Genomic DNA, 21,710 nt, shown 5'->3' on the forward strand with positions numbered 1-21,710 from the left:
CTTCAGTCGTAGCGGATCAGGCCGGGTGCCGGCACCGGCGTGCGACCGGCGATCAGGTCCTGCAGCAGTTGCCAGAAGGCATCGGCCGGCGGCGGACAGCCGGGCAGCGCGTGGTCAATATGCACCACCTCGTGGATGGGCAGCACGCGGTTCAGCGGCAGCGGCAGCTCCGGGTCATCCGGCACCTCGCCGTACACCGACTGCAGGATGTCGCCGACGTCCAGGTGATTGCGCAGCGCCGGCAGGCCGCCGGTGATGGCGCAGGCGCCGACCGCCACCAGTACCTTGCAGTGCGCGCGAAAGGCGCGCAGCACCTCGACGTTCTCGGCGTTGCACAGGCCGCCCTCGACCAGACCGATGTCGCAGGGGCCGACAGTCTTGATGTCGGTCAGCGGCGAGCGGTCGAATTCGACCCGCTCGATCAGTTCGAACAGCCGCTCGTCGATGTCCAGCAGCGACATGTGGCAGCCGAAGCAGCCGGCCAGCGACACGGTGGCGACGCGCAGCTTGCGCGGCGATGGGGAGCTCGCATTCATCCGCGCGTGTCCTCCGTGTCGAAGCGGCGCCGGCCGATCGGCACCGCGAAGCCGACCCGCTTGGGCAGCAGCGCGCCGACCGGGCAGATGTGGGCGGCGCGGTCGCCCACCGACAGCGCGCTGTCGCCGAGGCGGCCGCTCGGGCTGTCGATCAGCAGCCGGGTGGCGATGCCGTGGCCGCCGATGGCGAACACCCGCTTGCCGTCGATTTCGTCGCTGGCGCGCACGCACAACTGGCACAGGATGCAGCGGTTGGGTTCGAACAGCACGTCCGGGTGGCTGGCATCGACCGGCCGTTCCGGATTCAGCGTTTCGAAATGCAGGTCGGTCATGCCGGCGCGTTCGGCCTGCACCTGCAGCAGGCAGTTGCCGCTCTTTTCGCAGCCGGGACAGAAGTGATTGCCCTCGACGAACAGCATCTGCAGCAGGCGCAGCCGCTGTGTGGCCAGCGACGCGGTGCGGCATTCGACCTTCTGGCCGGCCACCGCCGGCGTCACGCAGGCGGCCACCGGGCGGCCGTCGGCCAGCACGGTGCACAGCCGGCACGAAGCGCTGGCCGACACCTCGGCGCTCCAGCACAGGTAGGGAATGTCCAGCCCGGCGCGCGCTGCGGCGGCCAGTATCGTGTCGCCCGGCTGCAGCGCGACCGGCTGGCCGTCAAGCTCGAAGGTCGGATCGACGGCGCTCATGCCGGCGTGTCCGTGTGCAGATGCGCGCCCGCGTCGGTCCGGCCGGTCACGCGGCGCGCAGACGACAGTTCGGCGTCGAGGTCGACGTCCGGCTGGAACTGCGGCGCGGTCGAGCGCTGCGCATAGGCGTCGCCGAAATGCCGCATCGTGTCGCGCAGCGGATTGCAGGCCGACGCGCCCAGGCCGCAGTGGGTGCCGCTGTGCAGCACGGTGTCGAGGTCAAGCAGGCGCTCGATGTCGAAGGCCGAAGCCCGGCCGGCGCCGCGCGCGTGTGCCAGCTTGTCCAGCCGCCGCACCACCAGTTCGGTGCCGACGCGGCAGGGCGTGCACAGGCCACAGCTCTCGTGCGCGAAGAAGCGGGCGAAGTGGCGCGCCACCTCGAACAGGTCGCGCGTGCGGTCGAACACCATGAAGGCGCCAGCGCTGGGCACGTCCTCGAAGGCGATGGCGCGGTTGAATTCGGACGCCGGCACGCAGGCGCCGGACGGTCCGCCGACCTGCACCGCCTGTACGTCGCCGGCGCCGCAGTCTGCGAGGATCTGCGCGATGGTCGTACCCAGCGGGTATTCGTACAGGCCGGGCCGCGCGCAGTCGCCGGACACCGAATGGATCTTGGTGCCGGTCGATTGCGCGGTGCCGATGCCGGCCCACCAGGCGCCGCCGCGGCGCGCGATATGGGCGACCGCGCAGAAGGTTTCGACGTTGTTCACCACCGTCGGCCGGCCGAGATAGCCGGCCTGCACCGGGAAGGGCGGGCGGATGCGCGGCGTGCCGCGTTTGCCTTCGAGCGATTCGATCAGCGCCGATTCTTCGCCGCAGACGTAGGCGCCGGCGCCCAGATGAATCGCGATGTTGAAATCGAAGCCAGCGACGCCGCACGCATCGCGCCCGAGCAGGCCCTGCGCGCGGCGGCGCGCGAGCACTTCTTCGAGCTGCGGCAGCAGGAAGCGGTACTCGCCGCGCAGGTACACGAAGCCCTGCTGCGCGCCGATCGCGCGCGCCGCCACCGTCATGCCGTCGAACACCGCGTCGGCGTGAACCGCCAGCAGCACGCGGTCCTTGAAAGTGCCGGGCTCGCCCTCGTCGGCATTGCAGACGACGACGCGCAGGTCGCCGGCCGCGTCGCGGCAGGCCTGCCACTTGCGCGCGGTCGGAAAGCCTGCGCCGCCGCGGCCGCGCAGGCCGGACCGCGCCACTCCGTCGAGCAGGGCCTGCGGCGACCGCGCGAGCACGGCCGGCAACGTCGGCGCGTCGGCGGCGAGACCGCTCAGCAGCAGGTCTGCTCGCTGCACACCATCGACCACCGCGAACCACGCCGCCGGCCACTGCTCGACCGGCGTGCCGGCCAGCAGCAGATCGGCCAGTGCATCGACGCGCGCCGCGTCCAGTCGCGTAATGACCTGATGGTGATTCACCAGCAGCGCCGGCCCCTGGTCACACAGCCCGGTACAGGAACAGCGATCGACGCTGAAGAGCCCCTGCGCGTCCACCTCGCCCGGTACGACGCCGAGGCGTGCGCACAGCTGCGCCAGCAGCGCTTCGCTGCCCAGCATGCGGTCGGTGATGTTGTCGGAGAACAGCAGCCGCGTGCCGCCGACCGGGCGGGTGTGGAAGAAACGGTAGAAGCCGGCCACGCCTTCAACGTGGGCCAGCGTCAGACCGAGCGCGCCGGCGATGTGGGCGAGCAGCGGGCGCGGCAGGTAGTGCGTGACTGCCTGCGTTTCGCGCAGCACCTGCACCAGCGCGTGCGGATCACGCTGCCAGCGGTCGAGCACGGCGTCGGCGGCTGTCCGTGCCGCCCCGCCGAGGACTTCCGCGTTGTCGCCCATCATCCCTCCAGCCCGAAGCGCGCCATCTTTCCACGCAGACCGACGCGCGACAGCCCCAGTTCCTTGGCGGCGCGCGTCTTGTTCCAGCGGTGACGCAGCAGCGTTTCGCGCAGCACCATGGCTTCGATGGCATCCAGCCGCTCGGCCAGCGTGCCGCTGGCCGGCAGCGGGGTGGCGCTGGCGGTGGCGGTCAGGCCGGCCTGACCGTGCAGCACGCGCAGCGACAGCGACTGCGCCTCAATGCGTTCGCTGTCGCTCAGCGCCAGCGCGCGCGCCAGTTCATTGCGCAGCTCGCGGATGTTGCCGGGCCACGGATAGCCCATCAGACAGGCCATCGCCTCGTCGCTCAGCGAGGCGCCGGGGCGGCCCAGTTCGATGCCCACCTCTTCGACGACGCGACGGGCGATCGGCTCGATGTCGCCGACGCGTTCGCGCAGCGGCGGCACGGTGAAGGTGGCGCCGGCGATGCGGTAATACAGATCCTCGCGGAACAGGCCTTCGCGCACCCGCTGTTCGAGCTCGCGGTGGGTGGCGGCGATGACGCGCACGTCCACCGGCAGCGCGCGCGTGCCGCCGACCGGCCGCACCTCGCCTTCCTGCAGCACACGCAGCAGGCGCACCTGGAAGGCGGGCGAGGTTTCGCCGATTTCGTCGAGGAACACGGTGCCGCCATCGGCGCGCTGAAACAGACCGATGTGGTCTTCGTAGGCGCCGGTGAAGGCACCGCGCTTGTGACCGAACAGTTCGGATTCGAGCAGTGTTTCCGGTATCGCCGCGCAGTTCTCGACGACGAAGGCGCCGCCGGCGCGCGGGCTGGCGTAGTGGATGGCGCGCGCCAGCAGTTCCTTGCCGGTGCCGGATTCGCCTAGCACCAGCACCGACAGGTCATAGCGGGCGACGCGCGCCGCCATCTCGCACACCGAATCCAGCGGGCTGCCGGCCGAGCGTTCGATGCGGTCGAAACCGAAGGTGCGGCGCGCGCGCTCCAGCTTGTGCGCGGCGCGCTGGCGCAGCACCGGTGTGGCGGTGCGCAGTTCGAGGTCGAGGCGGGCGGTTTCCTGCTGCAGCGTCTGTGCCTCGGCGGCGTTGCGCACGGTGGCCAGCAGGTGGTCGGGCACCCATGGTTTCAGGATGTACTGGTAGATGCCGGCGTCGTTGATGCCGGCGATGATGTCTTCCGAATCGGTGTAGCCGGAAATGACGATGCGCACGACGTCGGGCCAGCGCTCGCGCACCTCTTTCAGGAACAGCACGCCGGTCAGGCCGGGCATGCGCTGATCGCACAGGATGACGTTCACCTCGTGCCGCTCCAGCTGCTGGCGCGCGTCGTCGGCACCGCTGGCGGTGAGCACGGAGAAATCCTCTTCCAGCGTGCGGCGCATCGCGTCCTGCGAACGCACTTCGTCGTCAACCACCAGCACCGTCGGAAGGCGCGGTGCGGCGTTCATTGCGCAGCGACCTCACGGTGGGTGGCGAGATGGCGCGGCGTCCAGGCATGCGGCAGCTTGTGCACGAAGTGGTGGCGTGCGATGTGGAAGCTGGGGTCAAAGCCGTAGAAGTTGCGGTGCATGCGGGACAGTTCTTCCTGGCGGTAATCGGCGAGCGGACATTCGGCTTCGTCGGCTGCGCGCTCGGTCTGCTTGCGCATCACGCGATCGCGCAGATTGTACGACGCAGCCAGCAGGCGGGCTTCCCGCACCGCCGCATCGAGCGCGTCGCCGGCCGGCATGTCGAGACAGCGGTCGATGAAGCCGATGCGCAGCGCCTCGGGCGCCGACAGCGGCAGCCGGCGCTGCATCAGCGTGCGTGCGCCATCTGCGCCGAGCCGTCGCGGCGCCAGATAGGTCCAGTATTCCGAGCCATACAGATTGCCCATGTTCCTGTAGTGCGGATTCATCATGACGCCGCGCTGCGCCCAAACCTCGTCGGCCGCCAGCGCGAGGAAGGCGCCGCCCGCACCGGCGTTGCCGCGCAGCAGCGACACGGTGAGGCGGTCGGTCGTCGTGATGATTTCCAGCGCGACGTCGTTCATCGCGTTGATGTTGCGCCACGATTCGTCGGCCGCGCTGTCGCCGTCGCGGTGGGCCGCCGCCTCGATGCAGTTCAGATCGATGCCGTTGCTGAAGAAACCGTCGCCACCGGCAATCAGCAGCACCTGCGTGTCGCGCCGCTTCACTTCGACCAGCGCGTCGCGCAGGCGCAGGCACTGTGCGGTCGACATCGCGCCATTGCAGAAATCGAAACTCAGCACGCCGACGCGGGCGTCCGCCTCGCCGCGCTCGGTATAGCGCAGCTCGCCCCACTCATCGGCCGCCCGCATGAGCGGCACTGGACGTTCGGGCAGCGTGGCTGCCTCTGCCGCAAAGGCCTGCGTCGCCGGCAGTTTGATCGGCGACGCGGCATCGCCGGGCAAGACCGACACGCGCCCTATCCAGACGCCACCATCGACGGTCCGGCGCAGCAGCGCACCTTCGCGCTGCGCCACCACATCGCCCGGCTCTCCACCGAGGCCGGCCAGCGCGTCCGTACTCGCCGGGTGTGCGTCGAACAGCCGGCAGGGGCGGCCGAACAGCGTGTCGACGACGCCCGGCTGGCCGTCGGAGGCGCGCATCTTCGCCAGCACCGTGGCGCTGTCGTCGCTCGACCAGTCGATGGCGCGGCGCGACTGCGGCAGCACGCCGCGCCAGCCGTCGGCAGCGGGCGCCAACGGCTGCGGCGCATCGCCGGCAGCGAAGCGTGCGAGCGCCTGCAAGGTCGCCGCGACCGCCGCCTCGGTCACCTCGCGCCGGTAGATCGCGCCCTTGGACGCCGCACGCAGCGGGAAACAGGCGTGCGCCCACACCGGGCCGGCGTCGAAATCGCCATCCGCCTGCAGCACGGTGACGCCCCATTCTCGCCGCCCTTCCAGAATCGCCCAATCGAGCGCGGCCGGGCCGCGATCGCCGGGCGGACCCGGGTGCACGACGAAACACGGCACGGCGCGCCACACCGGCTCCGGGGTGCGTCGCTTCAGGAAGGGCGCCAGCACGAGGTCAGGGCAGAACAGCGCGATCGCCTCTTCGGTCACCGCGTCGGCGATATCCAGTTCGACCGACAGCGTGTGACCGAGCGCCGTCAGTTCGACGTACAGGCGCTGGCTCAGGCTGTTGAAGCTGTGGCACAGCAGCAGGATGCGCAGCGCATGCATCAGCAGATGCGCGGCAACTGCTCTCCGCTCAGCCAGTCGACCACGCGCCGGCCGCCGAAGCGGGTGTTCATCTGCACGAAGTGGTGCGCGTCCTCCTGCACGACACCGATGCGTACCGCGTCCGCGCCGTACGGATGCGCACGCATCGCGGCCAGCGCGGCGTCGGCGTGCTCGGCCGGCACGATGGCGATGAGCTTGCCTTCGTTGGCGACGTACAGCGGGTCCAGCCCGAGCAGTTCACAGGCCGCATCGACTTCCGGCTTGACCGGTATCGCTGCTTCGTCGAGCAGCATGCCAACGCCGGACTGGCGGGCGATCTCGTTCAGCGTGGTGGCGACGCCGCCGCGGGTCGGGTCGCGCAGCGTGCGAATCGCCGGGCACACCGCCAGCATGTCGGCGACCAGGCCATTCAGCGCCGCGGTGTCCGACACGATGGTGGTTTCGAACTCCAGCGATTCGCGCTGCGACAGCACCGCCACGCCGTGATCACCCACGGTGCCCGACAGCAGGATGACGTCGCCCGGCCGCGCGTTGGCGCCCGACACGTCGATGCCGTGCGGCACCACGCCGACACCGGTGGTGCTGATGAATACGCCGTCGCCCTTGCCCTGCTCCACCACCTTGGTGTCGCCGGTCACCACCGCGACGCCGGCTTCGCGCGCGGCGGCGGCCATCGACTGCACGATGCGCTTGAGGTCGGCCAGCGGAAAGCCTTCTTCGAGAATGAAGCTGGCCGACAGCCAGAGCGGGGTGGCGCCCATCATCGCCACGTCGTTCACCGTGCCGTGCACGCTGAGTGCACCGATGTCGCCGCCGGGAAAGAACAGCGGCGAAATGACGTGCGCGTCGGTCGCCATCACCAGGCGGCTGCCCTGCGGAATGGCCAGCGATGCGCCGTCGTTGCCCTGGCGCAGGAAGGGGTTGTCGAAGGCGGCGAGGAAGATTTCCTCGATCAGTTGCGCGGCGGCGCGACCGCCGGCGCCGTGGCCCATGTCGATGCGGCCGTTGCGGATGTCCAGCGGCCGCACATAGCCGGCGCGCACCGTGCCTCCCTTGCTGTCGTCTCTCGCGTTCATGCTGTCACCACCGGAATGTCCTTGAATCTCCCGTACGCATAGTGAGCCGCGCACGCCCCCTCGCTCGACACCATGCACGAGCCCACCGGGTTTTCCGGCGTGCACACGGTGCCGAATATCCTGCAGTCGGTCGGCTGCTTGACGCCGCGCAGGATGGCGCCGCACTCGCAGGCCTTGTTGTCGGCCACCGGCCTGTAGCCGAGACCGAAGCGGCGCTCGGCGTCGAATTCGGCGAAGGCGGGGCGGATCTTCAGCGCGCTGTACGGCACTTCGCCCAGGCCGCGCCATTCGAAGCTGGGCCGCAGTTCGAACACTTCGGACACCTTCTGCTGCGCGGCGAGGTTGCCGTCGCGGTCGACCGCGCGGGTGAACTCGTTCTCGACGTGGGCGCGGCCGTCGTTCACCTGACGCACCAGCATCAGGATGGCCTGCATCACGTCGAGCGGTTCGAAGCCGGCGATCACGACCGGCTTGCGGTATTCCTCGGCGAAGTGCTCGTACGGGCCCGAGCCGATGACGATGCTCACGTGCGCCGGGCCGATGAAGCCGTCGATCGGCACCGTGCCGTACTGGCGTACTTCCGGCGACTCCAGGATGTGGGTGATGGCCGATGGCGTCAGCACGTGACAGCACAGCACGCTGAAATTCTTCAACCCCTCGCGCTGCGCGCGCAGGATGGCCAGCGCGGTCGGCGGCGTCGTCGTTTCGAAGCCGATGGCGAAGAACACCACCTGGCGTTCCGGGTTGTCGCGCGCGACGGTGAGCGCGTCGGCCGCCGAATACACCATGCGGATGTCGCCGCCGCGCGCCTTGGCCTTCGTCAGCGACAGGCTGTCGGACGCCGGCACGCGCATCGTGTCACCGTAGGTGCACACGATGACCTCGTGTTCGAGCGCCAGCTTGATCGCCATGTCGACGCGGCCGATCGGCAGCACGCACACCGGGCAGCCCGGGCCGTGGATCATGCGCACATTGACCGGCAGCAGCTCGCGTACGCCATAGCGCGAGATGGCGTGCGTATGGCCGCCGCAGAACTCCATGAAACTGTACTGGCGATCGCCGCGTGCTTCGATGGCCAGGCGGTCGGCGATCTTGCGGGCGACTTCGCCGTCGCGGAATTCGTCGATGTATTTCATGGCGCCGGCTCCGCCGCAGCCATCGCCGCCGACATTTCGCCGAACAGCGCCAGCGTGCGCTCGGCCTCTTCCGGGTCGATCATGCCTATGGCGTGGCCGACATGGACGATGACGTAGTCGCCGACCTGCGCCTCGGGCACCAGTTCGATCGACACGTCCTTGCGGATGCCGCCTAGGTTCACCAGCGCGCGTTCGTCCGCGCGCAGTTCGACCAGAAGGGCTGGGATGGCTAGACACATGACAGGGACTCCGTGAGCACGCCGGGTGACAGGTGGATCTGCTGTGCGACCGCCCACGCCTGGCCGAGTGCCAGACCGGCATCGCCACATGAGGTGGCTTGCGGCCGCAGCACGCGCAGCACGCGGCGCTGCAGCCGCAGCGTGACGCGGCGGGTCAGCAGCGCATTCATGAAACAGCCTCCGCCGAGGCAGACGGTATCGACCCCGGCGTGCTGCGCGGCGTTGATTGCCCAGTGCGCGAGGCCGTCGGCCAGCGCCACGTGGAAGAACGCGGCGGCTTCGTCTGCGCGGTCGCGCGGCCAGTCGAGCAGGCGGGCGAGCAGCGGACGCAGGTCGAGCATTCTGTCGCCCGCGACCTCGACGGCGCTGTCCAGCGGCGGCTCGCCGTGTGCCGCGAACCAGCGCTGCGCGGCCGATTCGAGCGCTATGGCGGCTTCCGCCTCATGCGACTGGCGCACGCTGAAGCCGAGCGCGCCAGCGGCGGCGTCGAACCAGCGGCCGGTGCTGGTGGTCGGCGGGCTGTTCAGACCGCTGTCCAGCATGCGGGCGACGGTGCGCGCGGCCTGCGCGCCGACTGCAGCGGTGTAGCGCGCTTCGATTTCGGCGTCGCGACCCAGGGTCTGCATCGCGGCGGCGGCCATGCGCCACGGCTCGCGCGCGGCGACGTCGCCACCGGCCAGGCGCAGCGGCCACAGGTGGCCGAGCCGGCGCCAGTCGCCGGCGGCGACCCACAGCAGTTCTCCGCCCCAGGCGAGACCGTCGGTGCCCAGGCCCACGCCGTCGAGCGCCAGCCCGATCACCGGTTCGGTCAGGCCGTGTTCGGCCATCACGGCGGCGATGTGCGCGTGGTGGTGCTGCACGCCGATGGCCGGCACGCCGAGCCGGTCGGCCAGCGCGACCGCCCGCTGCGTGCTGTAGAAATCCGGGTGCAGGTCGTGCGCGATCGCTGCAATCGGCGTGGTTGCCTGCGCGAGCAAGGTGTCCAGCGAACGGTCGAGTGCCACGCAGGCCTGCGGGTCGCCGAGGTCGCCGTGCAGCGGCGACCAGACGGCGCGGCCATCCTCGAACAGGCAGGCGGCATTCTTCAGCCAGGCGCCGGCCGCCAGCACGGTGGGGAGCCGCGGGCTCATGAAGCGGTGCTCCGCACGATGTCGTCGATGTGCGCCTGCAGGCCCGCCACCGCGTCGACCTTCAGTCGCGCGTCGATCCACGCCAGCCAGTCGCCCATGCCTTCGCCGGTGGTGGCCGATACGCGGATCACTTCGATGGCCGGATTGACGCGGCGCGCGAAGGCGATGCAGCGCTCGACGTCGAAATTCAGGTAGGGCAGCAGGTCGATCTTGTTCACCAGCATGAGCGTGCTGGCGGCGAACATGTCCGGGTACTTCAGGGGCTTGTCCTCGCCTTCGGTCACCGACAGGATGGCCACCTTGGCCGCCTCGCCCAGATCCCACATCGCCGGGCACACGAGGTTGCCGACGTTCTCGATGAACAGCAGGCTGCGGCCGTGATGGTGGTGGTCGTGCAGCCGGGCGAAGGCCTCGGCCACCATGGGCGCGTCGAGGTGACAGCCCTTGCCGGTGTTGATCTGCAGCGCCGGCGCGCCGGTGGCGCGGATGCGGTCGGCGTCGAACGAGGTCTGCTGGTCGCCCTCGATCACCGCCACCGGCAGACCGGGGGCGCGCGTCTTCAGCGCTTCGATGGTGGCGCACAGCAATGTGGTCTTGCCGGAGCCGGGGCTGGACACGAGGTTCAGCGCGGTCACGCCGTGCGCCGCGAACTGCGCGCGGTTCTGCGCCGCCACGCGGTCGTTCTCGCCGAGGATGTCGGTTTCCAGCCGTATCGCGCGCGCCTGGCTCATGCCGGGCACCGACACCTTCGCCGCGCCGGCGCCGAAATGCAGGTCGCCGCTGGCCGGGTCCACCGCGACGTGCGAGGCCCCCGCATGCGCCAGTTCCGCCCGGCGGATCGCCGGCGCACCGGACTTCGCCCGCCGCGCCGCGGGTGAATAAGGACTGGGCGGATGCGCGTGCCCGTGCCCTTCCATCGTCACCTGGCTGCCGTCACCGGCACATCCACACACTACGCACATATCGGTCTCCTCAGTCCTTGCCCGGTCCAGGCCGGGTCTTCATTTCCTGTGGGAGCGAGCGTGCTCGCGACGACGCGAAAAATCCTGCAGCGCCGTGCAGGCGCCCGTCGCGAGCAAGCTCGCTCCCACAAGAACCGCTTCTCAATCCTCTACCTGCATGTCGATCACCTTCAGTTCGGTACCGCCGGTCGGCTGCAGCCGGTAGCCGCCGCAATGCATGCAGGCATCGCCACGCTGCGCGATCTGCACGGTGAGGCTGCAGTCCATGCACCAGGCTTCGCCCGGTGGTTCGTCGATGTCGATCTGCGCGCCGTCGAGCAGCGTGCCGGGCGCGATGGCTTCGAGCGCGAAGCGCAGTGCGCGCGACTCGACGCCGGCGAGCTGCCCCGCCTCCAGCCGCAGATGCGTAACGCGGGCGAAACGCTCGCGCGCTGCGGTGCGTTCGACCAGCTGCAGGATGCCCCCGGCAAGGCTGGCTTCATGCATCGACCACCTCCACGGCGTCGACCAGCTCATAGCGCACGCAGGGGTCCCAGGCGGCCATCAGCAACGCGACACGGCGCGCACAGTCGGGCTCTGCTGGGTCCAGTTCTTCGAGCGCAGTCGCCACCGCACCATCGGCATCGAAATTCCATTCGGTCGGCGCCAGCACGTGGCAGGCCTCGATGCGCGCGTCAGCGCCGTGGCCATCAAGCCGAACGTGATGGATGAGCAGTCCGCGTGCCATTTCAGCCCAGGCCAGCCCCTCGCCCGGCGCCAGCGCGAGACGGCCGCTGCGCAGGCGGTGTTCGCCGCCGGGCAAGGCAAGGCGCACCAGTTCGGCCAGTCGCGCGGCGAGGCGATCGGACGCGGATGCAGGCGGGGCGTCATCGTCCAGCCGCGTCCAGCAGCCGGTTTCGGCACAGGCGCCGTCGATCCGCGGGCGACGGGTGAAGGCGGGGTCCTCCGTCATCCTGACGGCGAGTGCGCGCAGCGCCGCTTCGCTGGCATGCACGTGCAGCGGCGCGGCAGCGGCCACCGGTGCGTCGGCCAGCGCAGCCCCATCGCGCAGCAGTCGCGCCAGCCAGGACGGCGCGGCATCGCGCCAGTCGGCGAAGGCCTGCTGCGGCGCGCGCTCGAAGGCGGTTAGCCAGCGCGCCGGCGCGACACCGAGCAGATGATGCTCGAGCCAATCCGGCATGTTGTCGGCACAACCGTCGTCGCGCAGCATCGGACAGCTGGCGAGCGCGCGCTGCGCGTCGGCCGACGGCCCGGCCGTCAGCAGCACCGGCCAGTCGAGCAGGACGCGGCGCAGGTGTTCGCGCAGTGTTTCGCCGTGCAGGGTGTCCGGCTGCTGCGCATCGACGCCTTGCGCGGCGCCGACCGCAGCCCGCGCGCACAGCCGGTGCGCGTGGCTGCACAGGCTGAACACGGCGCCGAGCAGATCGGGCAGCGACTGCGCCGGGCGACCGACGGCGAGGCGCGCCGCCCAGTCCGGACGCTGACCGCTCAGCGCGGCCGGGCGCGGGGCACCCGGCTGCACGCGCAGCACACCGGCCAGTGCGTCGAGCGACATCATGGCGTGCGGCTCCGCCCGAACAGGAAGCCACGGCGGGCCGGGCGTTCCGGCTGTTCCGCCGCATCCTTCGCCACCTCGGGCAGCGGTTCGCGCAGCCGAGCCAGCACCGCCTGCGCGGTGGCGACGGCGGTGTCCTGCGAAGCGAAATCGAACATCGGCGAAAACAGCGAACAGGCGTCGAAGGTGCCGATGGCGGCTTCGTGTGCGCCGATGAAGTCGAAGCGCTCGCGCCCGAGCGCCAGCCGGCGCGTGACGCCGATGCGCCCAAGGTCGTCCTCGCGCGCCAACGGCAGGCGCACCAGGTTCATGAACCACGGCGTCAGCAGCACGCCGCTGGCCGCCGGCGGCAGGTCCGGCTCTGACGCACAGGGCTCGAAACCCACCGCCTCGACGCGCAGCGCCGCATTCACGATCGGCAGCCCGGCCATGCGGGTGTCGGCGATCTGACGGAACAGCGCTTCGAGGGCGCTGATACGGTAGGCGAGCATCGGGTCGGCGGTCATGTCGGTCGCTCAGGTGCGGTGAGGTGAGGCGATCAACCTCAGTCGATCACCATGAACTGGTCGGCATCGCCGTCGCACTGCGGGCAGCGCCAGTGCGGCGGCAGGTCGGCGAAGGCGGTGCCCGGCGCGATCTGCCACACCGGGTCGCCCTGCTGCGGGTCATACACCCACCAGCAGATCTTGCATTCGAGCTTCGCATTGTCCGGCAACTTGCCGGCGTCGCCGAGATAGCTGCCTTCGAAGCGCACATTGGCCGACATGATCAGTCGCCTTCCACCCAGGCCAGCACTTCGGTCAGACGCTCGAACGAGTCCTCCATATCTTCCTTCGCCGCCAGCGCGACTTCCGGCAGCGCGGACACTTCGACCGTATTCAGGATGACCACGTCCTGCGAGTTGTAATACACGACGCGCCAGGTGTTGGGCACGCGCGTATTGGTGATGCGGCAGTTGCCATAGCCGCGCGACAGGATGAGCACGCGGCCGGTGCCGAGGTGGTGGTCCATGAAGCCGATGTCTTCGACCGACATCGGCAGCAGCGTCAGGTTCACCACGTGCGCCGGCTTGCCGGGCTGCCAGCCGCGCCACTGGTCGCCGATCTCGGCCAGCAGCGCCGGTGCATTCTGCACATTGGGCGGCAGCGCGCCCTGCCAGCGCGGCGCGGCGATCCACAGGTCTTCGGTGGCCGAGGTACGCAGCACCTGCGGAATGGCACCGACCTCCATCGTGTCGGACACGACGCGGCCGCCATCGCTGACGATGACGCGCCAGACGCCGGCGAACACCGACTCCTGCACCGCCACGTGGTGGGCCGCATCTCCGTCGGTGCGCACCTGCGCGCTGACCTCGCCCTCGCCCATGACCTGGTTGATCAGCTTCAGATCCTCGGGCGGCAGACGGGTCAGGTCGATGCTGCGGTTGCGGCCGTCCGCGCGCGTCTCGCCGAGGCAGGCAAGAACGTCGCGCAGCGCCAGATGTGCCTGTTCGTGGCCGACCAGCTCTTCCGGCTCGGGCAGGATGGGCGGACGGAAGGTTTCCATGCCCTGCGGCATGTTGAGGTAGTGCAGCGCTTCGTCTTCGATCTGGGTGCCGGGGCCGATGACGGCGACAGGAATGGGAAATGCGGGAAACTCTTTCACGTGCCGTACTCCGCTCAATGACAGGAAGAATCGGATGCGCTGCCATTGCGCACCGGAATGCCGATGGTGGGCGCGCGCGACGCGGGCATCGCGAGCGCTTCGCCGACGCGCTCGACATAGACCTGCCAGTCGAGCATGCCGGACAGCACGGTGACGTACTGGCCGTCGCGCACGAACACCAGCGCCGGCCAGCGGATCGAGCCGTAGCGTTTGGCGATCGCGTCCTCGTGTTCGCGCGTGGCGACGCCGATGGCGAAGCGCTGCGCGAAGTGCCGATGCAGTTCGGGCAGCACGACGGCGAGGTCCAGCGCCTCGGGGAAGCGCACCGGGTCGCCGGCCAGCAGGATGACGCGGTCGCCGCCAGCGGCCGCCCAGTCGGCGACGTTGTCGGCGGTGAGCCAGTTCGCGCCGTGTGCGCTGACCAGACGGTCGATCAGCGGCGACACGGCTGCCGGCGCGGCGACCGGCAGCGTTACGACCGTTTCCGATGATGCGGTTTCGATGTTCATGCGCTTTCTCCCTGCGTGGTGTGCTGCGAGTTTTCCGGTGCGGTGTACTGCACTTCCGCGCGGGCGCCGGACAGCGCCCGCAGTTGTTCGCTGCTCATCGCCGACGGCAGCGCGAAGGCGGCATCGCCATCGCCGGCTTCGCCCTGCATGACGGCTTCGATCAGGTCCAGCGTGGCGTCGACTTCGCGTGCGCGCTCGACCGTAATGCGTTCCTGCGCGCTGTCGAGGAACACCATCAGCCAGTCGCCGACGGCCACGTCGCCGACCAGCGCGCTGCGCACGCGGCGTTCGCCCAGCCGGCCCGCGCAGCGCGCGCGACCCGGCTCGACCGCCGTCACCTGCATCGGTATGCCCAGGCACATGGTTCAGCGCTCGACGGGGTTCGGAAAGAAACGCGCGTCGCCGCTGCGGCAGGCGAGCGCTTCCGGCGGACGCTCATCCTCGTAGCGCGCCAGTTCGAGCTCGGCGAAGGTGATGCACTCGCGCACGGTCAGCGGCGTGGTGCGCGGCACCGGTCGTGCGCCCCAGCGGCGCAGCGCATCCAGCCCCAGCGCCAGCGCACCTTCCATCGCGCGGCGCACCGTGGGTCGCAGGCTGCCGCCGTAGTCCTCCAGCTCTTCCGGCTGACAGCCGATCAGCAGCACTTCGCGCGGGTACCGCCCGGTCAGCTGCGCCAGCATCAGCACTTCCTGGAAGCCGGTCTGGTGCAGGCTCATCTTCTTCGCGCCCAGGAAGCGCGGTACGTCGTCGTCGGCGATGCACTTGAGCGTGCCCGGTTCGAGGCTATAGTCGATGGCGTCGAAGATGAGCAGGCAGTCGGCCGCCTGCACGTGCTGCACGAGGTAGAGGCCCTGCGTGCCGCCATCGATCAGCTGCACCTCGGGGCCTCCTTCCGGTGCGAAATCGAATTCGAAGCGATGCTGCAGCGCTTCGACGCAGCGCACGCCGAAGCCCTCGTCGGCCCACAGTACATTGCCGATGCCGAGTACGACGATGCTGTCACGGGGTGGGTGACAGCTGCTTGCGGACGGATTCGGGGTCACGGTCGAATTCCCTTCGGAAAGAATCAGTGAGCGCCGCGCGGAAGCGTGGCGTGAGGCGTGGCGCGCAGCGCCTTCCAGGCGTGGAAGCTGTCCCAGGCGGACTGCAGCGCCAGCCAGAAGGCGGCGTCGGTGCCGAACAGCAGGGCGCAGCGAATGGCGGTGTCGGGCGTCATCGCGCGCTGGCCGTGCACGATTTCGTGCAGGCGGCGGCGCGACATGCCGAGCGCACGCGCGGCTTCGCTCTGCGACAGGCCGAGCGGTTCGAGATAGTTGCGCGAAAGAAATCGTCCCGGATGCCACGGCGCCCGTACCGGAATGCCGGCGGGTGCGCGTCGCAGCGGTGACCGTCCGGGGCGCAAGGGTGGCACAACGAGCCTGCCTGGAGACGAGGGGGCAGCGGCCGACATGGCGTCAGTCCTTGAACGTGCGGTGGCCGGAAATCATCGTGCTCACCACGCTGGAGCGACCCATGATGTCCTCGCGGATCGCCGCATAGATGTGCACGATGATGAACACGATCAGCGCCCACATGCCGAGGTGGTGCCAGGTATGCACATCCTGCGACTGGCCGAACAGCGGGATGACCCAGCCGAACATGCGTTCCTGCCATGACCCCATCTGCGCGCCTTCGCCGTACAGCGCAAAGCCGGTCACGATCATGAAAACGGTGAGCACCAGATAGCCGAAGAACATCGCGAAGCGCGCCAGCGGGTTGTGGCCGACATAGCGTCCGGGACGCGGGCTGATGAAGGCGTACCACTTCAGCATGCCCAGCACTTCGACCCAATAGGCCTTCGTAAAGAGCGGCACCCAGTACAGCTCGCGCGCATGGTGGTTGCCGACGATGGCCCAGTAGGTGCGGCCGATTAGACCGACAGCGAGGATGTAGCCGGCGGCGAAGTGGGCGAAGCGGATGTAGCCCATCAGGTAGTTGGCGCTGGCTTCGCCCGGCTGGGTCGGCAGCGGCGAGCCGATGAAGTAGCCGGTCAGCGCGAGCACCGTGATCGCCAGCGCGTTGATCCAGTGCCACACGCGCACCGGCGCCTCATACACGTAGACCGACTTGATCGAGCGGCCGTGGGCGACTGCCCCCTCATCGATGCCGGTGGCGTGGGACAACTTTTCTGTAGTGGCGGACATCTGTCGTCTCCCGCGGTTGACTGCTTCAGATGCGCGACGCGAACATGAACAGGCCGGCGACGCCGAGCCCTGCCGCCTGCACGCGCCACACCCAGGCCGGCACGCGCGCCAGCGCAGCGCCCGCTGCGAGACCAGCGGCATGCAGCAGTGCAGAACCGAGCATGAAGCCGGCGGCGTAGGCAGCGAAGGACGAACCTGCCGCCCACTCGGCGCCGTGCGCCACCCCGTGCAGCGCACCAGCGGCAGCGACCAGTGCGAAGCCGGCCGCCGCCGGCAGCTGGCGGCGTGCCAGCAGCAGCACGCCGAACAGTGCGACGCTGAGCGCCACACCGGCTTCGATGTAGACACCAGCGCCGGTCTGCACGCCGATGAAGGCACCGGCCAGCAGCGCGAGCAGGAAGAAGGCCGGGCCGGCCAGGCGTTGCGCAGCCGGCAGCACGGCGGCCGACCAGATGCCGACGGCGATCATCGCCAGCAGGTGATCGACGCCGGCGAAGGGATGCGCCAGACCGGCGGCCAGGCCGTGTGCGCCGTGACCTTCATGCGCCTGGGCAATACCGGCTGCCAGCATCATGGCGGCCGCGACGCAGACGCGGCGGACCATGGAGGTGGCCGGGAAAATGGATGGGGACGTATTCATTGTTTCCTCCTGATGTCTTGTTGTCGTGGGCGCCGTTCAGCGCACCTTCACCGTGGTCAGTTCGCGGCCGTCCTCGCTCATCACGTGGGTCGAGCAGGCGAGGCAGGGATCGAAGGAATGCAATGTGCGCAGGATTTCGACCGGCTGTTCCGGATTGGCCATCGGCGTGTTCATCAGGCTGGCTTCGAAGGCGCCGATCTGCCCCTTGGTGTCACGCGGGCTGCCGTTCCAGGTGGTCGGCACGACGCACTGGTAGTTCTCGATGCGGCCGTCCTTGATGCGGATCCAGTGGCCCAGCATGCCGCGCGGCGCGGCGACGGTGCCCACGCCCTTGGCTTCCTTCGGCCAGGTCTTCGGGTCCCACTTCTCGACGTTGGCGGTGCTGGTGTCGCCGGCCTTGATGTTGCCGATCAGCTGCTTGTAGTCGTCCATCATCATTTCCGCGGCGTACTGGCTTTCCAGTGCGCGTGCCAGCGTGCGGCCGATGGTGGTTGGCAGCAGCTGCTTGAGCGTGTATTGCGTCTCGGGCAGGCCGAGTGCCTTCGGGATGGCACTGTTGATGGCCACCGCCGACTCGTCGATCTGCTGCTTCACGCGCTGGCACCACGTGTTGCCCTTGAGCGCGTGCGCATAGCCGAGGATGTAGCGCGACAGCGGTCCGACCTCGACCGCGTGGCCGCGCCAGCGCGGCGACTTGATCCACGAGTACTTCGCGCTTTCGTCGATTTGCTCGATGTTCGTGCGCGTGCCCTTCGTGTTGGCGCCGAGCTCGTAATTCGGCTCGGTCTCGCCGTCCCACGGGTGCAGGCCCTTGCTTTCGTCGGCGTACCTGTACCAGCTGTGATTGACGAATTCCTGCACCTGCTCGGGATCGCGCGGATCGATTTCGTGGATGTCGTCCCAGTTGCCATCGAGGATGACGCCGCCCGGCAGCTGGTGCGTGCTGTGGTCGTACGGCACCTTCTCGTAGGTGCCGTAGTCGGCCACGTTGGTCGCCGACAGGCCGCCGCCGTACAGCCAGCCGGCGTTCTTGTAGATCGTGCCGATGGCCAGAACGTCCGGGATGTAGACGTTGTTGTTGAACTCGATCATTTCCTTGATGCGCGCCTCGACGAAATTCAGCCGCTCCATGTTGATCGGCGCACCGGCGGCGCCATCACCGTCGATATTGATCGCGCACGGCACACCGCCGACCAGGTAGTTCGGATGCGGGTTCTTGCCGCCGAAGATGGTGTGCACCTTGACCCACTCCTTCTGCAGGTCGAGCGCTTCGAGGTAGTGGGTGACCGCCATCAGATTGGCTTCCGGCGGCAGCACATAGGCCTTGCTGCCCCAGTAACCATTCATGAACGGGCCGAGCTGGCCGCTTTCGACGAATTTCTTCAGGCGGTTCTGGATGTCGCGGAAATAGCCGGGCGAAGACATCGGATGCGACGGCGACACCAGATGCTGCAGTTCGCTGGTCTGCTTCGGGTCGGCCTTGAGCGCCGACACGACGTCCACCCAGTCGAGCGCGTGCAGGTGATAGAAATGCACCGCGTGATCATGCACCTGCAGCGTCTTCGCCATCATTTCGCGGATCAGGTGCGCGTTCAGCGGAATCCGGATGCCCAGCGCATCCTCGACCGCACGCACCGAGGTGAGCGCGTGACAGCCGGTACACACGCCGCAGATGCGTTCGACGAAGGCCCAGGCGTCGCGCGGATCGCGGCCCTTGAGAATCACCTCCAGACCGCGCCACATGGTGCCGGTCGACACCGCGTTGCGGATGATGTTGTTCTCGTCCACATTCACTTCGCAGCGCATGTGGCCTTCGATGCGCGTGACCGGGTCGACGACGATGCGCCGGCCCGAGTTGTCCATGTTGAAACCCTGCGTTTCGTAAGCACCCATCTTCGTATCCTTTGCTGGAACCCGACCTGCCCGCGCGGGCAGGTCCGTGATCAGTGGTCAGCCGTGCTGGCGGGGGTATCGTTCTTGTGCGAGGCGCGCTTGATCGCCGATACCGCGGCGTGCGCCACCGCGGCTGCACCGACCACGCCGGCGGCCGTCGCGCCGACCTGATCGGCGTTCGCCTCGATGCCGAACTGGTGGATGTCGGTCAGCCGGTCGTAGAACGAACCCTTGTCCCAGAAGCCGTCTTCCGAACAGCCGATGCAGCCGTGGCCGGCCTTGATCGGGAAGCTGGTGCCCTCGTTCCACTGCACGGTGGAACAGGCGTTGTAGGTGGTCGGGCCCTTGCAGCCGACCTTGTAGAGGCAGTAGCCCTTGCGCGCCGAGTCGTCGTCCCAGGCCTCGACGAACTGGCCGGCGTCGAAGTGCGGGCGGCGGTAGCACTTGTCGTGGATGCGCTGGCTGTAGAACATCTTCGGCCGGCCCTGGCGGTCCAGTTCGGGAATGCGGTCGAAGGTGAGCATGTAGGTGATGACGCCGGTCATCACCTCGGCGATCGGCGGGCAGCCAGGCACCTTGATGATGGGCTTGTCGAAGATGACCTTGTGCACCGGCGTAGCCTGGGTCGGGTTCGGCTTCGCCGCCTGCACGCAGCCCCAGCTGGCGCAGCTGCCCCAGCTGATGATGGCCTTGGCGTCCTTGGCCACGTGCTTCAACTGGTCGATGAAGGGCTTGCCGCCGATGATGCAGCTCATGCCGTCCTGGTTCAGCGGCGGGTTGCCCTCGACCGCCAGGATGTAGTTGCCCTTGTACTTGGTCATGATCTCTTCGAGGATCGCCTCGGCCTGGTGCCCGGCGGCGGCCATCAGCGTGTCGTCGTAGTCGAGCGAAATCATCGATAGCACCACGTCCTTCGCCAGCGGATGCGCCGAGCGGATGAAGGATTCGGAACAGCAGGTGCATTCCAGCCCGTGCAGCCACAGCACCGGCGTGCGCGGCTTGGTTTCCATCGCATGCGCGATCTGCGGCACGAAGGCCGGGCCGAGCCCGAGCGACGTGGCAGTCAGCGAGCAGTACTTGAGAAAGCTGCGGCGCGAAATGCCCTGCCGGCGCATCACCTCATAGAAGGTTTCCATCCTGGTGTCTCCCTGTGCGTCTTGTTGTCATGCCACGCCCCGATCGAACCTCTGGTTCGCGCCGGTGGTGGGGATGACTAACAAGATGCGGGCCAGACGGAAATTTTGCGCTGCAGCAAAATAGGTATTCAGATCAAGACCTTGTTCCGTATCGAAAAACGCATTCGAGCGGACAGGTCAGGCGGCGGCTGTCGTCAGGCGACGGTGGAAGGTGGATTTGCGCTTTCCACCAGGCGGCGGAAAGCGCGCTTGCAGCGGGCAGGGATCGCCGTGAGCAGTCCGGACGCAGCAGCGTGCGCCCGGAGGCGTCAGACCGGTGCGCGCAGCAGCTGGTCCTGCACGTGTTTCTGGCCGTGTTCGATCAGGAACTGCTCGAAGGCGGCGGCCACCGGGGCCAGGGTACGCGCGGCCAGATGGATGACGAACCACTCGCGCTCGATCGGGTTGCGTTCGACCGGCAGCAGCGCCAGTTCGCCCGATGCCAGTTCGTGCCGGCAGATGTGCTGCGACATGAAGGCAAGACCGAATCCGGCGGCGCACATCTGCTTGATCGCCTCGTTGCTCGACAGCTCGGAGCCGACGCGCAGATTCAGCTCGGCATCGCGGAACAGCTTTTCCAGCGTGGTGCGCGTACCCGAGCCACGTTCGCGCACCAGCAGGTCTTCCTGCGCCAGATCCCTCAGCAGCAGCGGGCCGCGCGCCATCAGCGGATGCGACGGCGCGGCGATGAAGGCCATCGTGTGGCGCGCAAACGGCGTGGCCTGGGTTTTCAGCTCCTTGGGCGCGCGGCCCATGATGACCAGATCGACCTCGTGGCTCGACAGCAGGCGCACGATTTCGTCGCGGTTGCCCACCTTGAGCTTCACTTCGACGTTCGGATTGTCGCGCGCGAACACGACCAGCATGCGCGGCACCAGATATTCGGCCGTGGTCACCACGCCGATGCGCAACCGGCGCGACACGACGCCGCGGTGTGCGGCCATTTCGTCGCCCACCTCGCGCCACAGTTCGAGAATGCGCCCGGCGTAGTCGGCCATCACTTCGCCCGCCGTGGTCAGCCGGATGCCGCGTCCTTCGCGTTCGATCAGCGGCGTGCCGGCCGATTCTTCCAGCAGCTTGAGCTGGATCGACACCGCAGGCTGCGTGAGATTGATTTCGCTGGCCGCACGCGACACGCTGCCCAGTCGGGCGACTGCGTGCAGTGCGGAAAGCTGGCGAAGCGTGGCGTTCTTGAGCATGTACACACTCCCGGACTGGGGATCACAGACACCCGACCTTCACAAGCAGCGCGACACCGACCGGCGGATACGTCGCGCTGCAGCACTTTGCCAGAATTCCATCAAATCAAGACCTCTTGTGCTGCACA

Annotated in this window: 24 protein-coding genes; all 24 read right to left on the reverse strand. The window is 68.6% G+C overall.

What is annotated here, in order from left to right:
• Positions 1–2: 2 nt before the first annotated feature.
• Entirely contained in the window at positions 3–536 is a 534-nt protein-coding gene (locus BSY238_RS09145; protein WP_069038854.1) for an NADP oxidoreductase, read from the reverse strand.
• Positions 533–1,225: a 2Fe-2S iron-sulfur cluster-binding protein gene (locus tag BSY238_RS09150; protein WP_069038855.1), complete on the reverse strand. Its 693-nt coding sequence runs from the start codon at positions 1,223–1,225 to the stop codon at positions 533–535. The genes BSY238_RS09145 and BSY238_RS09150 overlap by 4 nt, the downstream gene beginning before the upstream one ends.
• Positions 1,222–3,054: an NAD(P)H-dependent oxidoreductase subunit E gene (locus BSY238_RS09155; RefSeq protein ID WP_069038856.1), complete on the reverse strand. Its 1,833-nt coding sequence runs from the start codon at positions 3,052–3,054 to the stop codon at positions 1,222–1,224. Before BSY238_RS09155 ends, BSY238_RS09150 begins: the two co-directional genes overlap by 4 nt.
• Entirely contained in the window at positions 3,054–4,502 is a 1,449-nt protein-coding gene (locus BSY238_RS09160; RefSeq protein WP_069038857.1) for a sigma-54-dependent transcriptional regulator, read from the reverse strand. The genes BSY238_RS09155 and BSY238_RS09160 overlap by 1 nt, the downstream gene beginning before the upstream one ends.
• Positions 4,499–6,241, reverse strand: coding sequence for an enoyl-CoA hydratase-related protein (locus BSY238_RS09165; RefSeq protein ID WP_069038858.1), 1,743 nt, complete (start codon positions 6,239–6,241; stop codon positions 4,499–4,501). The genes BSY238_RS09160 and BSY238_RS09165 overlap by 4 nt, the downstream gene beginning before the upstream one ends.
• Positions 6,241–7,317 (reverse strand): hydrogenase expression/formation protein HypE, encoded by a 1,077-nt coding sequence (hypE, locus tag BSY238_RS09170; RefSeq protein ID WP_069038859.1) that lies wholly within the window; start codon positions 7,315–7,317, stop codon positions 6,241–6,243. The genes BSY238_RS09165 and hypE overlap by 1 nt, the downstream gene beginning before the upstream one ends.
• On the reverse strand, positions 7,314–8,453 hold the full coding sequence (gene hypD / locus BSY238_RS09175; RefSeq protein WP_069038860.1) for a hydrogenase formation protein HypD: 1,140 nt from the start codon (positions 8,451–8,453) through the stop codon (positions 7,314–7,316). The genes hypE and hypD overlap by 4 nt, the downstream gene beginning before the upstream one ends.
• A complete protein-coding gene (locus tag BSY238_RS09180; RefSeq protein ID WP_069038861.1) occupies positions 8,450–8,692 on the reverse strand; it encodes a HypC/HybG/HupF family hydrogenase formation chaperone in 243 nt (80 codons plus the stop codon). The genes hypD and BSY238_RS09180 overlap by 4 nt, the downstream gene beginning before the upstream one ends.
• Positions 8,683–9,822: a Kae1-like domain-containing protein gene (locus tag BSY238_RS09185; protein WP_069038862.1), complete on the reverse strand. Its 1,140-nt coding sequence runs from the start codon at positions 9,820–9,822 to the stop codon at positions 8,683–8,685. The genes BSY238_RS09180 and BSY238_RS09185 overlap by 10 nt, the downstream gene beginning before the upstream one ends.
• On the reverse strand, positions 9,819–10,784 hold the full coding sequence (gene hypB, locus BSY238_RS09190) for a hydrogenase nickel incorporation protein HypB (protein ID WP_083223990.1): 966 nt from the start codon (positions 10,782–10,784) through the stop codon (positions 9,819–9,821). Before hypB ends, BSY238_RS09185 begins: the two co-directional genes overlap by 4 nt.
• Before the next feature lie 141 nt (positions 10,785–10,925).
• Positions 10,926–11,270 (reverse strand): hydrogenase maturation nickel metallochaperone HypA/HybF, encoded by a 345-nt coding sequence (locus BSY238_RS09195; protein WP_069038864.1) that lies wholly within the window; start codon positions 11,268–11,270, stop codon positions 10,926–10,928.
• On the reverse strand, positions 11,263–12,342 hold the full coding sequence (locus BSY238_RS09200; RefSeq protein WP_069038865.1) for a hydrogenase formation protein: 1,080 nt from the start codon (positions 12,340–12,342) through the stop codon (positions 11,263–11,265). Before BSY238_RS09200 ends, BSY238_RS09195 begins: the two co-directional genes overlap by 8 nt.
• Positions 12,339–12,845, reverse strand: coding sequence for a [NiFe]-hydrogenase assembly chaperone HybE (gene hybE, locus BSY238_RS09205; RefSeq protein WP_069038866.1), 507 nt, complete (start codon positions 12,843–12,845; stop codon positions 12,339–12,341). Before hybE ends, BSY238_RS09200 begins: the two co-directional genes overlap by 4 nt.
• A gap of 38 nt (positions 12,846–12,883) precedes the next feature.
• A complete protein-coding gene (locus BSY238_RS18745; protein WP_069038867.1) occupies positions 12,884–13,105 on the reverse strand; it encodes a rubredoxin in 222 nt (73 codons plus the stop codon).
• Positions 13,106–13,107: 2 nt separating this feature from the next.
• Complete coding sequence (locus BSY238_RS09215) at positions 13,108–13,983, reverse strand: hydrogenase expression/formation protein (RefSeq protein WP_069038868.1); 876 nt, start codon at positions 13,981–13,983, stop codon at positions 13,108–13,110.
• 14 nt (positions 13,984–13,997) lie between these two features.
• Positions 13,998–14,492 (reverse strand): hydrogenase, encoded by a 495-nt coding sequence (locus BSY238_RS09220; RefSeq protein ID WP_069038869.1) that lies wholly within the window; start codon positions 14,490–14,492, stop codon positions 13,998–14,000.
• A complete protein-coding gene (locus tag BSY238_RS09225) occupies positions 14,489–14,854 on the reverse strand; it encodes a HypC/HybG/HupF family hydrogenase formation chaperone (RefSeq protein ID WP_069038870.1) in 366 nt (121 codons plus the stop codon). Before BSY238_RS09225 ends, BSY238_RS09220 begins: the two co-directional genes overlap by 4 nt.
• 3 nt (positions 14,855–14,857) lie before the next feature.
• Positions 14,858–15,535 carry a HyaD/HybD family hydrogenase maturation endopeptidase gene (locus BSY238_RS09230; RefSeq protein WP_069038871.1) on the reverse strand — a complete coding sequence of 226 codons (678 nt, stop codon included), beginning with the start codon at positions 15,533–15,535 and terminating at the stop codon, positions 14,858–14,860.
• A 23-nt stretch (positions 15,536–15,558) separates the two neighbouring features.
• Entirely contained in the window at positions 15,559–15,942 is a 384-nt protein-coding gene (locus BSY238_RS09235; protein WP_223300078.1) for a HigA family addiction module antitoxin, read from the reverse strand.
• Positions 15,943–15,946: 4 nt separating this feature from the next.
• Positions 15,947–16,675 (reverse strand): Ni/Fe-hydrogenase, b-type cytochrome subunit, encoded by a 729-nt coding sequence (gene cybH, locus BSY238_RS09240; RefSeq protein WP_069038872.1) that lies wholly within the window; start codon positions 16,673–16,675, stop codon positions 15,947–15,949.
• A gap of 25 nt (positions 16,676–16,700) precedes the next feature.
• A complete protein-coding gene (locus tag BSY238_RS09245; protein ID WP_069038873.1) occupies positions 16,701–17,315 on the reverse strand; it encodes a HupE/UreJ family protein in 615 nt (204 codons plus the stop codon).
• A gap of 36 nt (positions 17,316–17,351) precedes the next feature.
• Complete coding sequence (locus BSY238_RS09250) at positions 17,352–19,208, reverse strand: nickel-dependent hydrogenase large subunit (protein ID WP_069038874.1); 1,857 nt, start codon at positions 19,206–19,208, stop codon at positions 17,352–17,354.
• A gap of 50 nt (positions 19,209–19,258) precedes the next feature.
• Complete coding sequence (locus BSY238_RS09255) at positions 19,259–20,344, reverse strand: hydrogenase small subunit (RefSeq protein ID WP_069038875.1); 1,086 nt, start codon at positions 20,342–20,344, stop codon at positions 19,259–19,261.
• A gap of 308 nt (positions 20,345–20,652) precedes the next feature.
• Positions 20,653–21,582 carry a LysR family transcriptional regulator gene (locus tag BSY238_RS09260; protein ID WP_069038876.1) on the reverse strand — a complete coding sequence of 310 codons (930 nt, stop codon included), beginning with the start codon at positions 21,580–21,582 and terminating at the stop codon, positions 20,653–20,655.
• Between the last annotated feature and the right edge of the window lie 128 nt (positions 21,583–21,710).

Source organism: Methyloversatilis sp. RAC08 (assembly GCF_001713355.1).
In the GTDB taxonomy this organism is placed as follows: domain Bacteria; phylum Pseudomonadota; class Gammaproteobacteria; order Burkholderiales; family Rhodocyclaceae; genus Methyloversatilis.